We start from the raw sequence: 13,964 nt of genomic DNA, 5'->3' as shown, positions 1-13,964 counted from the left end.
CCAAGGCTGAGCGAGAGGAGTTGCTGCAAAATCTCCTGGATGGGTTGCGACTTCCCAAATTCCTTCCTGTACTGAAGTCGGAAGTGAACGTTTAACTCTGAGAGTTTTAGTTAGTTTTTCTTTGATTTTTGTAGACTTAAAAATTAAGCCTGGATGCTTCAAAACAACTTCTTGTATTTTTTCAATGGAGATTTGTTTGAAAATTGCTTTAGCTTTAATAGCTGAGAGATGGCGCTCTTGGGGATTGAGCTTAACCATTCTCTCGAGCCAATCCAAAAAATCTGAGTTTAGATGAATCAATCTATCTCGAAAAACAAAGCGATTCTCTTGATTAATAAGTCGCGTAATATTTTGAGATTTTGTATTTGTTAAAATACAAATAATTGTAGCACCAATACTGTACAAATCTGTTGATTTACTATTTTTTTGACCTCTTCTTTGTTCCGGAGATAGAAAACCAATATTCCCATCCATATTGCCATCCATGTTTTGAGAGAGGCGATCGGCAATTTTAAAATCTACGAGATAAACCGTGAAATGAGAATCGATAAAAATATTTTCCGGTTTCAGGTTTTGATGCAAAATATGAGGAACTTTCTTTTGTAAATAAATTAAAATATCAAAGAGAGAAAGAATAATTTTTTTGAGGTTATCGGAAGAAATTATGTCAATTTTAGCAAGAGAATCGAGTTCGAGGTATTCTCGAACAACATAAAATGAATCTGCATCTTTGTAAGTATGAAGATAATGAGGGATTCCTGGATGTTTTAGCTCTTGTAAACTTTTAACTCTGTCTTGATATTGTTTAATGAGAATATTGTTTGCTTCTGTTGTTGATAAATTAATTTTTTTCACAACAACTGTTTTCTGGGTAATCGTATCCAATGCCAGAAAGGTAATTGTGTTGCGATCGGGACATTCTCCCAATTTTTTGAGTGTTTTATAGCGCTGCATTGCTCCATTCATTGAAATTGAATCTAATTTCTCGATCGTTGTTAGAATAAAAGAACGTAAAAAGGCACGAGTTATCTATCCTACCTCAACGATCATCTGCTATGAGTCTTGTCTTCGATTCCCAGTCTATCCCGAGTCAGACGATCGCGGGCGATCGCGCAGAAGATAGCTTAAAAATAACTTTTGCCCCTCTCTCCCTCGAAAATGTTTATCATTTGGCTGATAGTGCGGCTAATGGTGCCATTGTCGTCATGAGCGGTACAGTACGCGATCGCACCGACGGACAACCGGTTACGCTCCTAGAATATCAGGCTTATGAGCCAATGGCGATCGCAATTTTCCAACAAATTGCCACGGATATTCGCCAAACTTGGCCGGATACCAATCGCATTGTTATCCATCATCGCATCGGACGCTTAAAAGTAGGCGAAATAAGTGTTTTAGTTGCTGTGGGTTGTCCTCATCGTGCCGAAGCCTTTGCAGCCTGTCGTCATGCGATCGATACTTTAAAACATAATGCCCCCATTTGGAAAAAAGAGCATTGGGCAGATGGGTCAAGCAGTTGGGTTAGTATTGGAGCGTGCGAACAAGAACAAGGAAACTGTTAAATTAAGCAAAATGAACTCCTCACAACAGCAACGCACTGTTCTCGTTTGTCAAAATTGTACCTGTCTGGCTCAAGGTGCAAAAGCATTGTTAGAAGCCTTTCAAGTTGCCGATCTTCCTGATGATGTTGAAATTGTTGCTTCGGATTGTTTGGGACAATGTAATATGGCTCCTAATGTCCGCATTATTCCCGATGAAACATGGTATTGTCGCCTTTCCCCGGAAGATGTACCTCACATTGTCAAACAACATCTGCACGAGGGCAAACCCGTTGCAGAAAAATTACATCCTCGTATTCATTCGTACTATAGTTTTTCGTAGCACGGCTTTGACCAATGAAAATCAATTATAAAATTGCTGCTGCTGTTGTTATCGGGGTTGCCGTTTTGAGCCTGTTGGGGGTAAAACTCGCTCAATTTGGCAATACACAGTCCTGGCTGGATAATCCTTATTACGGCGATCGCGGTATCTTTTTTGCGGATGTAACGGGAGATGGCCGTGCTGATGCGATCGCCGTTAACGATAGCGGCATTACGATCAGACGTTCTACTGGGTATAGTTTTGCCGAGGTTGAACCTTGGCTTGGTCATGCTTATGTAGGGGAACGAGGAAATTTCTTTGCGGATGTAACGGGAGATGGTCGCACCGATGCCATTGTTGTCAATAATAGTGGCATTGGAGTCAGTCTAGCAACATTATCGGATTTTGCTCCCCCTCAAACTTGGGTCGATCGTCCTTATTACGGCACAAAAGGGACATTTTTTGTGGATGTAACGGGAGATGGTAAAGCCGATGCTATTGTCGTCAATGATAATGGCATTGGTGTGGGGCGATCGACAGGAACTAAATTTTTAGCCAATGAAACTTGGGTTGAGGGGGAATATGCTGGCGATCGCGAAATGTATTTTGCAGATGTAACCGGAGATGGCAAAGCCGATGCTATTGTCGTCGATAATACGGGCATTAGCGTGCAGCGATCGCGAGGCGATCGTTTTGGTATGAAGGAAACTTGGACTGATAATGTCTATGTTGGTGAAATTGGTGCTTTTTTTGCGGATGTAACGGGAGATGGCAAAGCCGATGCTATTGTGGTTAATCGAGATGGCGTAACCATAAGACGGTCTACCGGTTCAGCATTTGCACCGAATGAAACTTGGACCCAAGGAATTTATTATGGTGATGTCAGTACTGCTTTTGCCGATATTACTGGGAATGGTCGTGCGGATGCCATTGTGGTCAATAAAACCGGAATTGCCGTGAAATTATCTGAGGTACGCGAATGGTAAATTTCAGTGATTAAATATTAGTTAGCGCTTAAATCTTTAAAAATAATGTTTGAGAGAATTATCCTTCAGGATGAAAAACTACCTTTATTTGGCTCGTTTCCCCATGCTATTCGCGCGGGAGATTTTCTGTTTGTGACGGGTCAACTATCCGAAGATCCAGAAACTGGAGAGATGTTGATTGATGCGATCGAAGAGCAAGTAGCACGGGTGATGGAGAATTTAAAATTAGTATTAGCGGAAGCGGGAACAAGTTTAGATAAAGCGGTAATGGCGCGAGTTTTTATTACCGATATGCGCTATTTTGATACAGTTAATAAAATTTATTCCTCCTATTTTCAAGATGGAAAAATGCCCTGCCGTACAACAATAGGAGTTGTAGGTTTAGCGGGAATGGGGGATGTAGAAATCGATCTCATTGTTTACTGCAAGAAGTAATGACAGAATAAACGCAAACTCATTGTTTACTGCAAGAAGTAATGACAGAATAAACGCAAATAAAATGCGATCGCAATTACGCGGCAGTAGTCGCTAAAACCTCTTGAGCCAATTTATCGGGAACTTCTTGTAAATGGTCGTACTCCCAGTGGAAGAAACCCACCCCCAAAGTTAAAGATCGCAACTCAATAATAAAATTGTGCATCTCCGCTTGAGGCAAATAAGCCGTCACCTCATCCCAATGCTGCCAACCCGAGAGAGACTCATAACCGAGGATTTGTCCTCGTCGTCCCGACACCAACTGCAACACCTTCGAGGTAAAATTGGCAGGAGCGGCTACTTTAACCGCTAAAATAGGCTCTAATAGCACCGGTTCGCACTTCTGCATCCCCTCCGTCATGGCAATGCGTGCTGCTTGTTTAAAGGCTTGTTCGGAACTATCCACCGCATGATAAGAACCATTGCTCAAATTGACCGACACATCGACCACGGGAAATCCTAGCGGACCCTTTGCCAGATAGTCTCGTACTCCCGTTTCCACCCCAGGAATATACTGTTTTGGCACCACACCCCCAACAATCGTATCGCTAAACTGGAAGCCTTCTCCCCTTTGTAAGGGTTTAATGTCTAAAAAGACATCTCCAAAGGCACCATGACCGCCGCTTTGGTGCTTATAGCGTCCGTGGGAAGAGATGGTTTTGCGAATAGTTTCTTTGTAGGGGATGCGGGGTAAATGGGTACTCATGGGGAGATTATACTTGCGGCGCAAGCGGTCTAAAGACACTTGCAAATGAATTTCTCCCTGACCCCAGAGAATAATCTCGCGAGTATCCTCATGTTGTTCCCAATGCAGAGATGGGTCTTCTTCTAGCAATTTACTCACAGCACTGCTGAGTTTGACTTCATCTTTGCGTCGTTCGGGCGTAATGGCAAGGGCGTAAACTGGTGCGATTTTTTCGGCGGTGGGTAAGGTTTGCCTATCTTGGCCGCTGCTGAGAGTATCTCCAGTTTGGATACCTTCCAAGCGGGCGATCGCCACAATTTCCCCGACAGTTGCATCATTAACGGACTCTTGTTGCTGTCCCATGAGGCGATAGAGTCCCCCCACCCGCACGCCATTGAGAAGCATCCCATCGCTTAATTTACCCTGCCAAACCCGTGCTAGGGAAAGTTTACCCCCTTGAGGAGTGTAATAGGTTTTCAGGACTTGAGCGAGGGCATCCCCCTCAGCAACGGGTTCGAGTCCCCGCCGTCGCGCCGTAATGCCGGGATCCGGGGCTTCTTTCACTAAGGCATCCAAGAGAGGGCGAACCCCGTAATCTCCTTCGGCTATCCCGAGAAACACGGGAACGATCGTATCTGCACTTAAGTTCTGTTTCAGGTCTTGAAGAATTTCAGCTTGAGGCGGATTGATTTCTTCGAGGAGTTCTTCCAAAAGATGGTCGTCAAAGTCGGCAAGGGTTTCCAGCATTTCATCCCGTGCGGCTTTTTCCTCTTCTTGAAGATGTTGGGGTAAGGGGACGGGATCGGCGGGACTGCCAGGATGATAGTGATAAGCCTGTTCGCTCACTAAATCAATATAGCCGACGAGTTTTTCTTGCTGGCGAATGGGGTATTGTTGCGGGATCAGAGGACGACTGGAAACCACTTTCAGGGCGTGGAGAATGTCCATAAAGCTGTCTTTGGAGCGATCGAGCTTATTCACGAAAACGAGGTGAGGGATTTCCCAATCGTCGAGAAATTTGAATAGCGGTGCTAAAATGAGAACTTTGTCGGCAACGGCTTCACAGACGACGATCGCGGCTCCGGCTCCCACGAGGGCATTATAGGTCTCTTGGGTAAATTCGATCGATCCAGGACAGTCGAGAAAGGTGAAGTGAATATCTTGGTAGTCGCTGCTGGCTACGGAAATTTCGACACTCATGGCGCGATCGCGGGCTTCGGGAGAGCTATCTCCAACGGTATTACCATCTTTAATGCTTCCCTTACGCGCAACCGCGCCCATCACCGAGAGAAGGCTTTCGAGGAGGGTAGTTTTACCGCAGGAGTAAGGTCCGACGATGGCAACATTACGGGCGCGGTCTAATATCTGTTTCATAAGGTTAAGTCAGGTTAAAAAACGCTACATTTTATTATGAGATGTTGGGAGTTTATGATTTGTTGTTAGCGATCGCAACATCAATTTTCGTTGCGATCGCTAGAATCGCATCTAACGTCAGTTATCTCTGAATTGAGATGATTAATCTATATTTGACTCTTCATCGCCGGGGTTTTCATCCGCGAGACGAGGGCAGCCATCTATGAAGCTGTCGGGGTCGCTGATAGAGTCGAGTCGATCATCTAACTCTCCGTTAAAGGAGCGGCGGCATTGATCCTCTGTTGATATACCTAGAATCTCGCCACAATCTTCTATAAAGTAGGGATTGTCTTTAGCTTCAGGATAAAGGGTTATCGCCTCTTGGCAGTGCTGTGCAAGTTGGGGATCAAACTGTGCTAAAGCCGATTGTACATTGAAATTTACAGCCACTAAAATCGCTAAAACAGCCGTCATTAAAAGAGTCATTAATCGTTTCATCAATTTTTCCAAAGTTGAGTTGAGCAACATTTTTGAAGGGAACAATTTGAATAGTTAAATACTCAAACTTCCAGTATTTAAAGTAGCCTTTTAGGTAGGAGATACAAGTAAAATCCAGATTTTTTTAATAAACTTAGGTGTTAGAGCAAGTTTTTTCTTGTTAACTGAAGGATAGATTTACAAATTTGAGATGCACTCTGCAATTGAATGTCTCTACTTTAAATCCAAAAGTCCTTTTTCTTTAAGTTTGGCATTGAAGCGCATTTCCATATCTGTATTTCTGGTTTGTTTGAGTTTATCTTTCAGTTCTGCTTCAACTCTTCTGGCAACGGTTTTGAGTAATTTTATTTGATTTTTATCTTCACTCTTTCCATAGGTTTCTTTCTCTTCTTCTGTCATGGCAATTTTAGCATCAATAGGATCGTTCCATGCTGTTTGTTCTGAGCCATTTCCTGGGGGAATCTCGCCATTTTCTTCAATCCAAGCGCCTCGAATATCTTCTAAAATCGTGCGACTGGGACGCTCAATTGTTTGATATTTGAGCCAGTAACAGAATTCTGGCTTGCGGATTAAATGTTGTTTTAAACCTAGATAAATATCGCGGGAATAGGCGACGACTTGCATCTTTTTGTCGCGATCGAAGACAGCATAAACGCCTATTTTTTTTTGCAATGCTTCGGCAATCTGACCGCTTTCATCTAAATAGGGAATATATTCTAAACTCGCCAAAGTGGGAATATCAATCTGAGAGGTCATAGGGACTTTAATTTATTTAATTCAATGTTCGTTTTGCTATCATACCGGAGAGCGAGGGTTGTCGGGCAAGTTACGATCGCGGCTTTGCAACAATATTTAATATTTTGGGAGCTTTGAGGAAAAATCAGGAAAAATAAAAACTTAGCGGGTGCCAGAAGGAAGCGTCATGGCTGGAAATCCGCGATCGGGAGGGGTATAACCCACTTGCTCTTGTTGAGTGTCCTTGGAACTTTGAATGGGAGCATTAACCGCATAATTCCTAGCGTATAGCAATTGTGCAATCAGTAAGAAAGCGATAACCCCAGTAAATGCAAAGAGTAAATTTTTCATCTCGAACCCTGTATAACTCGTTATCTTAACTATCGGACAGGTTCGAGAAAATTACCGCGATCGCAACCCCGACAATGGGTGACGTTTACCGAAACAATGAGTGATGGTTCCGGAATATCTGGGTGATGGTGCAAGGGAATATCTCGTGACAATTATTCTGAGGTTAAGCGATCGCGATCGCAAAGGGGTCTAACCCATCAGATTCATCTCGAGGTATTTCTCAACTGATTTTGCTTTTTAAGGGGGATGGGAGCGTATGGTTCAGTCATTTCGGTATTCCTACTGACTCTAGATTACAAGCAAATTAAGGAAAAACTTGCGATCGCAGCCTCGTGTCTGGTGTGATTTTTTTCTGGCGATGTCGTGATGTAATCCGGATAACAGTGCGATCTCGCTCACAAATCTACGATTGATGATCTATTCTCCAAGTTTGCATTCTTTGTAAGACGCGATCGCTTAAATCGGGTACCAGTGCATCAAACCATTCTATTTCAGGGTAGGCGCGAAACCAAGTGCGCTGACGTTTGGCGAATTGGCAGGTATGTACTATGGTCAATTCTTTGGCTTTGTCGAGGGAAATTTCACCCAGAAGATATTGTTTGATTTCTGCATATCCCAAGGTTCCTAATAAGGGTAAATCCCAACCGTATTTATGACCAAGTTTCTCTACTTCAGATATTAATCCTAGATCGAGCATTTGTTGGGTGCGCTGACTAATTCGGTCTTTGAGGCGATCGCGATCGCAGTCCAAGCCAATTTGCAAAATGGGATAATCTGGAGGATTTTCTCCTTGTAGGGAAGAGATTGGTTTTCCTGTCACATAAAATACTTCTAATGCTCTTAGAGTGCGGGTGTTATCATTGGGATGGATTTTTTCGGCGGCGATCGCGTCAACTTGGCGCAAAAACTCATAAAGTTGCTTTTGTCCCAGGGTCGCCAAATTCTCTCGCAAGGAGGAATGGGGGGAGACGCGGGGAATTTTTAACCCTTTCACGATGGCTTTAAGATAGAGTCCGGTTCCTCCAACTAGAAAGGGAGTCTGGGAAGAGTGCGCGATCGCGGTTTGTGCTTGTGCTTGATATTCCGCTAGAGTTAGGGTTTCTCTCGGGTCGCAAATATCGATGAGGGCGTGGGGAATGCGTTCTCGCTCTGCTAGGGTGGGTTTAGCGGTGCCAATATCGAACTCTCGGTAAACTTGTCGAGAATCCGCACTAATAATGATAGAGTGCCAATGTTGTGCTAGAGAAAGTGCTAAACTCGATTTTCCCGTCGCTGTCGCACCACAAATGACAATTAAACCGCGATCGTTTGTCATTTTTTCAACTTCATAAAGTAGGGGTTTGGAGACCAAACCCCTACTGATTCTTAAGATGCTAATTGAACGGGTTCGGGAATTTTGTCTTGGATTGCTTTCTCTTTTACTGCCAAAAATTCTGCCAATTGTTCTTCAATTTCATTCCGCACAATTTCACGATACTCGATAAAATGTTCGAGATTCGCACAGGTCGTAATATAAGACAGAAAAACACCGGGATTTTTTTGCAGAAGTAAAAAGATTTGTTGCCAAAATTGAACGCGAGTATTGCGTTTAATCCCTTGTCGCCAGACAATAATCGCTAAGGCACGCAATGCCATTAATTCTGGTATTTTGAATTTCTTTTTATGGGGTTTGGGCTTCATTTGTAAATGATGTCGATAGACCCGTCCTAAATAGCGATGGGGGTCGTATAATTCCCAAAAACAGCGCACGAATTCCCGCGCTAAGTCTTCAATAGGACGGGTAGGAATAAAGTTCATTAAATTGGTTTGATTCCCTGCAACCTCATTGGTTTCTGCCAGTAAGCGACCTTCTTTTTGTAATCGCGTCCAGAGTGCTGTATTCGGTAGTGCTTGTAGCATACTGAACATGGCAAAAGGAATCGCCGTTTCTTCTACAAAATTAATAATGCGATCGCCAGCACCGGGTTTTTCGCCATCAAAGCCAATAATAAACCCAGCCATCACTCGCAAGCCAACACGATTGATTTTCATGACAGCTTCAACGAGAGAATCTCGGGTATTTTGGAACTTCTTCGTCATTTCTAAACTGTCTGTATCTGGGGTTTCAATTCCCAGGAATACAGAGCTAAAATTAGCAGCCATCATCAACTCTAAAAGCTCGTCATCCTGCGCCAAATCTACCGATGCTTCGGTAATCAAAGTAAAAGGATAATCATGCTCTTTCATCCAAGGTGCTAACTCTTTTAAGAGCAATTTTACGTTGCGTTTATTGCCAATGAAGTTATCATCTACCACAAAAACAGAATAGTGCCAACCCAGATCGTAGAGTGTTTGCAATTCTGCTAACAATTGTGCTGGAGTTTTAGTCCGTGGTTTGCGTCCGTAGAGAACAATGATATCACAAAACTCACATTGAAAAGGACAGCCTCGGGAAAACTGCACCGACATATCGGTATAAGCGGTCAAATCTAACAGATCGTAACGGGGGATCGGTGTTGTAGTTACGTCGGGTTTCACCCCATCAGAGCGGAAAATCCCGGAGGTTTCACCCCTTTCTAGGGCTTCCACGAAAAGTGGGAGGGTGATTTCTCCTTCATCCAAAATTAGGAAGTCTATCCCCGCTTTTTGGGCGTATTCAGGGGTAGAGGTTACAGAGGGTCCCCCTGCTGCGACGGGGATACCTCGGCGCTTGGCTTCCGCGATCAGGTGCAGCATATCCGCCTTCTGCACGATCATACCTGAGAGAATGACTAAATCAGCCCATTCCCAATCAGCTTCGGTTTCTGGGACAACATTGCGATCGACCAGACGAAATTCCCAGGTTTGCGGTAAAATAGCCGCGACTGTAACTAAACCGAGGGGAGGAAGAGAGACTTTGCGACCAATGAGTTCTACCGCTTTGTCAAAAGACCAAAAAGATTTGGGAAAGAGCGGATATATAAGTAAAACTCGTAACTTTTTCATAAAAAAAATTTTTTGATTTGCAAGTTTGACAGCTTAACAAGAGTATCTACATAGTAGATTAGCACGGATAAAATTTCACCTAAAATTTTATCGTAAAATTTTACATCGATAAAAAATTGACAAAAACCAAAAAAAATGACCTCCAATCAATTTCAGATTAAGCCCGTTAATACATCTACAGAACGAAAGATTTTTTTAGATGTTCCCGAGATTGTTTATCGCAATGACCCGAACTGGGTAGCGCCTCTTCGTGAAAGTGTGGCCAAACAGTTAGCCGAGGACAATCCTTTTTCTCAGTATGGAGAATTTCAGGCTTTTATTGCACTTTCTCAGCCATCGGGAGAACCTTTAGGGCGCATTGTTGCGGCAATTAATCGACGTTTGCTCGATCGCGAGGCTGAAAAAGTTGGCTTATTTGGTTATTTTGAATGCGTTGAGGATTTTGAGGTGGCGCGATCGCTTTTTGAGATGGCTTGTCAGTGGCTGCGCGATCGCGGTATGACGGTGGTGAGAGGACCGATCGATCTTTCTACTCATAATAATTGTTTATTTTTGGTGGATGGTTTTGACTCTCCTCCTGTGATGATGATGCCTTACAATCCTCGCTATTATCCTGAATTTGTTGAAAGGGCGGGTTGGCAAAAGGCAAAGGATGCTTATGCTTACAGTTTGCCTCTTGACAAACCGTTAGATTATAAGTACGAAAAAGGCTACAATATTGCTCGCAAATCTGGGGTTACTTTCCGCAATTTGCGAACGAAAGGAGATGCTTTTGAGGAAGATGTACGGGGTCTTTATCATCTTTTCACCACTGCTTTTAGTCATAATTGGAGTTCTTCGTCCCGCACTGAAGAAGAGTTTATGGCAGAAGCTAAGGATCTGCAACAGTTGGCAGATCCCGATATTTTTATTATTGCTGAAGATAAGGGGAAAATGGTAGGTTTATTTATGTGTTTGCCGAATTATAATATTGCTCTCAAGCACGTTAATGGCAGGCTGAATCTTTGGGGAATTCTCAAGTTTCTCTGGTATCGTCGTAAAATCAAGACGACTCGCACGATCGCGATCGGTTCTCTTCCTGAATATCGCCGCAAAATGGTATCTTTAGGGTTAATTTATTTGGGTATGAAGGGAGGAACGGAGAAGAAAAAACCTTATGTTTGGTCGGAACTCTCCTGGGTTTGGGAAGATAATTCGCCTTCGCGAAAAATCATCGAAGCGACAGGGGCAAAGATATATAAAACTTATCGAGTCTATGAGAAAGAATTATGAAAGTATTGGTAACAGGGGCAAACGGATTTACGGGGTCGCATTTGGTGAAATTACTCTGCGATCGCGGTTATCAAGTTAAAGGTTTGGTTCGCAAGTCAAGCGATCTATCGCGTTTAAAAGATTGCAATGTGGAACTGGTTTATGGGGATATTTGCGATCGCGATATTTTGAAGTCAGCAATGGAAGAGATAGACCTCGTTTTTCACTTGGCTGCTTATGTGGAATTGGGATTAGTAGATGAAGCGAAAATGGAGCGAGTTAATGTTGAAGGCACTCGTGCTATTTTGGAGGTATCTAAAACATCTGGAATCTCAAAGATGGTCTATTGCAGCACGATTGGGGTGTATGGAGATACGGGAGGTGAAATTATTGATGAAACATTTCAACGACAACAAGAGAATTTTTCCTCTGCTTACGATCGCACAAAATATCAAGCACAAGAATTAGTGGATGAATTTTACCAGCAGGGTTTACCCGTTGTTAGTCTAATGCCTTCAGGAATTTTTGGAGCCGACGATCCCCATTTTGGACCGGTGTTGCAACTCTTTTGTCAGGGAAAGTTGAAATTTTGGGTGGGAGGCGATCGCATTACGGGTATCGTTCATGTAGACGATCTGGTAGAAGCAATGGTTTTAGCGGCAGAAAAGAGCCAATCGGGGGAACATTATATTATTTCCACGGGGGAACTCAAAACGAGGGAAATGTTCGCCTTGCTGGGTCAAAAAACGGGCATTCCGACACCTCAAGAACTACCGGAGTTTTTGGTGAGGGCGATCGGCAATATTCTCGATCCCATCGGACGCTTATTTGCTTGGAATCCTCCCATTAGCAAAGAACGAGTTCATTATCTTTACGATCGCTGCGTTCGCATTAATAGTAGCAAAGCAAGTCGAGAGTTGGGATGGCAACCCCGTTCCCTTAAAGAAACTTTATATGATTCAATTTAGTCATTAATAGGAAAAGAAATCCCCCATTCAACAGTTTGCATCTCCCTATGAAGTTAGAATCCCGATGGAAAATTCCTCTAGTTGCGATTTTTATATTAGCGATCGCAGGTGTGCCAATTTATTTACTGTTGCGATCGGGATTTTTTGGCACACCTGTTGAGGAAAGTTCTGCCAATTCCGTATCGGTTCTCGAACAAGAAGAAGTCATTAGTGCTTTGGGGAGAATATCCCCCAAAGATGAAATTATTACCGTGTCGGGATCGTCGGCTTTTCCGAATGCAAGGGTTGCGAGACTTTTTGTTAAAGAAGGCGATCGCATTAGACGCGGACAAACCATTGCCATTCTAGAAAATATTACCCAACTTCAAGCAACCGTGGAACAGGCAAAAATTGATGCAAAATTGGTGCAAGCAAGGCTAGATCGAGTACAAACGGGAGATGTAAAACAAGGACAACTTGCCGCACAAGAGGCAAGAATTGCCAATTTAGAGGCACAATTTCGAGGGGAAGTTGCCATTCAACAAGCACAGATCGATAGCTTAGAAGCAGAGATAAATAGTGCTAGAAATGACTTTGAGACTCTAGTTCCACTGGCCGAAGAGGGAGCAATTTCTCAAGAGTATTTAAACAAGAGTCGCTTACAATTAGAGGCATTAACAGAACAACGCGGTGCAGCTAAAGCCGTTTTAAATAAAATCAATGCTACCTTTCCCAATCAAATTTTAGAGGCACAAGCAACCCTCGATCAACTGCGAGAAGTGCGTCCCGTTGATGTTCGCATTGCACGCACAGAACTGGAAAGCGCGATCGCGGCTGTTTCTCGTGCAGAAGCCGATTTAGCCCTAGCTTATATTCGTTCTCCCCTTGATGCACAGGTATTAAGAATCAACACTTTTGCAGGAGAAAGTATTAAAAATGGCGGTATTGTTGAACTGGCTCAAACCCAGCAAATGTATGCGATCGCCGAAGTTTATGAAACCGATATTGGCAAAATTCGTCCTGGTCAAAAAGCCATTATTACCAGTAGCATTTTTCCGAGGGAATTGTCAGGAATAGTAGAAGCGATCGGTTCGCAAATTGGCAAAAGAAATGTTTTGAGTAACGATCCCACCTTAGATATTGATGTCAGAATTATCGAAGTTAAAATTCGTCTCAAACCAGAAGATAGTCAACAAGTTTCTCATTTTATTAATTCCCAAGTTGAAGTCAAAATCTATATTACCGAATAGTTTATGTTTAGTTTACCCTTGAAAAAGAAAGAGAACAATAAATGCTTAAGCAACTAATCCTAAGTTTTCAAAAAATACCGATAGCTCTTTTGCAACTCCAACACCAGAAAAGCCAAACTTTAGCGGCAATTCTAGGCATTGCTTTTAGTGTGGTTTTACTCTTTATGCAAATTGGTTTTTATTCTGCTTTTTTAGATGGTTTTATCGAACTTCCCCAAAGTTTTCAAGGAGAAATATTTTTATTAAATACATGGTCGAGAGAATTCCTGACAACTTTTACTTTTTCTTCCCGTCACCTCTATCAAACTCTAAAATTTCCTGAAGTTGAATCTGTGACTCCTATTTATAGAGGGATGGTCTTTTGGCGCAATTCTCAAGATAAAACCGTATTTCATCGCGGTATTATGGTGCTGGGAATACCTTTAGATTCCGATGCGATCGCCTTACCAGGAGTCAAGGAAAATCTCGACAAAATCAAAGCCGAAAAAATGGTTCTCTTCGAGCGCAAAGCACAACCAAATTTAGCTTATATTACTCAAAAACTTCAAAAAAATGTCGTAGTCGTGTCCGAGATTAATGTGCCTGGTTCTGGATTATTTCAAAAAATACA

At 42.8% G+C, this 13,964-nt stretch carries 16 protein-coding genes; 8 read left to right on the top strand and 8 right to left on the bottom strand.

What is annotated here, in order from left to right; genetic code table 11:
- Positions 1–966 (bottom strand): serine/threonine protein kinase (locus VB714_RS19430; RefSeq protein ID WP_323226320.1); only part of this gene is annotated, 966 nt, incomplete at its 3' end.
- 89 nt (positions 967–1,055) lie between these two features.
- Between VB714_RS19430 and VB714_RS19425 the strand changes: the two genes are divergently transcribed.
- Genes VB714_RS19425 through VB714_RS19410 form a run of 4 tightly spaced genes read left to right on the top strand, consistent with a single transcriptional unit; the run spans position 1,056 to position 3,281 of the window.
- Positions 1,056–1,562 carry a molybdenum cofactor biosynthesis protein MoaE gene (locus VB714_RS19425; RefSeq protein ID WP_204104123.1) on the top strand — a complete coding sequence of 169 codons (507 nt, stop codon included), beginning with the start codon at positions 1,056–1,058 and terminating at the stop codon, positions 1,560–1,562.
- A gap of 10 nt (positions 1,563–1,572) precedes the next feature.
- On the top strand, positions 1,573–1,881 hold the full coding sequence (locus VB714_RS19420) for a (2Fe-2S) ferredoxin domain-containing protein (protein ID WP_323226319.1): 309 nt from the start codon (positions 1,573–1,575) through the stop codon (positions 1,879–1,881).
- A 14-nt stretch (positions 1,882–1,895) separates the two neighbouring features.
- Positions 1,896–2,846: a VCBS repeat-containing protein gene (locus VB714_RS19415; RefSeq protein WP_323226318.1), complete on the top strand. Its 951-nt coding sequence runs from the start codon at positions 1,896–1,898 to the stop codon at positions 2,844–2,846.
- Between the two features lie 45 nt (positions 2,847–2,891).
- Positions 2,892–3,281: a RidA family protein gene (locus tag VB714_RS19410; protein WP_323226317.1), complete on the top strand. Its 390-nt coding sequence runs from the start codon at positions 2,892–2,894 to the stop codon at positions 3,279–3,281.
- Positions 3,282–3,357: 76 nt separating this feature from the next.
- Here VB714_RS19410 and VB714_RS19405 read toward each other — a convergent pair whose 3' ends face one another.
- From VB714_RS19405 to VB714_RS19375, 7 genes are all read right to left on the bottom strand, one after another.
- Complete coding sequence (locus VB714_RS19405; protein ID WP_323226316.1) at positions 3,358–5,379, bottom strand: elongation factor G; 2,022 nt, start codon at positions 5,377–5,379, stop codon at positions 3,358–3,360.
- Between the two features lie 141 nt (positions 5,380–5,520).
- Positions 5,521–5,901, bottom strand: a complete 381-nt coding sequence (locus VB714_RS19400; RefSeq protein ID WP_323226315.1) for a hypothetical protein — start codon at positions 5,899–5,901, stop codon at positions 5,521–5,523.
- Between the two features lie 168 nt (positions 5,902–6,069).
- The gene (locus VB714_RS19395) at positions 6,070–6,612 is read right to left on the bottom strand and encodes a GIY-YIG nuclease family protein (RefSeq protein ID WP_323226314.1); all 543 of its coding nucleotides are present in this window, start codon (positions 6,610–6,612) and stop codon (positions 6,070–6,072) included.
- A gap of 141 nt (positions 6,613–6,753) precedes the next feature.
- Positions 6,754–6,942 carry a hypothetical protein gene (locus VB714_RS19390; RefSeq protein ID WP_204104349.1) on the bottom strand — a complete coding sequence of 63 codons (189 nt, stop codon included), beginning with the start codon at positions 6,940–6,942 and terminating at the stop codon, positions 6,754–6,756.
- Positions 6,943–6,971: 29 nt separating this feature from the next.
- On the bottom strand, positions 6,972–7,094 hold the full coding sequence (locus VB714_RS19385; protein ID WP_323226313.1) for a hypothetical protein: 123 nt from the start codon (positions 7,092–7,094) through the stop codon (positions 6,972–6,974).
- A gap of 251 nt (positions 7,095–7,345) precedes the next feature.
- Positions 7,346–8,257 (bottom strand): tRNA (adenosine(37)-N6)-dimethylallyltransferase MiaA, encoded by a 912-nt coding sequence (gene miaA, locus VB714_RS19380; protein WP_416309744.1) that lies wholly within the window; start codon positions 8,255–8,257, stop codon positions 7,346–7,348.
- Between the two features lie 50 nt (positions 8,258–8,307).
- Entirely contained in the window at positions 8,308–9,906 is a 1,599-nt protein-coding gene (locus tag VB714_RS19375) for a B12-binding domain-containing radical SAM protein (RefSeq protein WP_323226311.1), read from the bottom strand.
- Positions 9,907–10,041: 135 nt separating this feature from the next.
- Between VB714_RS19375 and VB714_RS19370 the strand changes: the two genes are divergently transcribed.
- The 4 genes from VB714_RS19370 to VB714_RS19355 form a co-directional block, all read left to right on the top strand.
- Positions 10,042–11,178, top strand: a complete 1,137-nt coding sequence (locus tag VB714_RS19370; protein WP_323226310.1) for a hypothetical protein — start codon at positions 10,042–10,044, stop codon at positions 11,176–11,178.
- Positions 11,175–12,125: an NAD-dependent epimerase/dehydratase family protein gene (locus VB714_RS19365; RefSeq protein ID WP_323226309.1), complete on the top strand. Its 951-nt coding sequence runs from the start codon at positions 11,175–11,177 to the stop codon at positions 12,123–12,125. Before VB714_RS19370 ends, VB714_RS19365 begins: the two co-directional genes overlap by 4 nt.
- Before the next feature lie 47 nt (positions 12,126–12,172).
- Complete coding sequence (locus VB714_RS19360) at positions 12,173–13,354, top strand: efflux RND transporter periplasmic adaptor subunit (RefSeq protein ID WP_323226308.1); 1,182 nt, start codon at positions 12,173–12,175, stop codon at positions 13,352–13,354.
- A 41-nt stretch (positions 13,355–13,395) separates the two neighbouring features.
- Positions 13,396–13,964 (top strand): ABC transporter permease (locus VB714_RS19355; RefSeq protein WP_416309743.1); only part of this gene is annotated, 569 nt, incomplete at its 3' end.

Source organism: Spirulina sp. 06S082 (genome assembly GCF_034932145.1).
Classification (GTDB): Bacteria; Cyanobacteriota; Cyanobacteriia; order Cyanobacteriales; family Spirulinaceae; genus CCY15215.
This window is presented reverse-complemented; position numbering and strand designations above follow the sequence as displayed.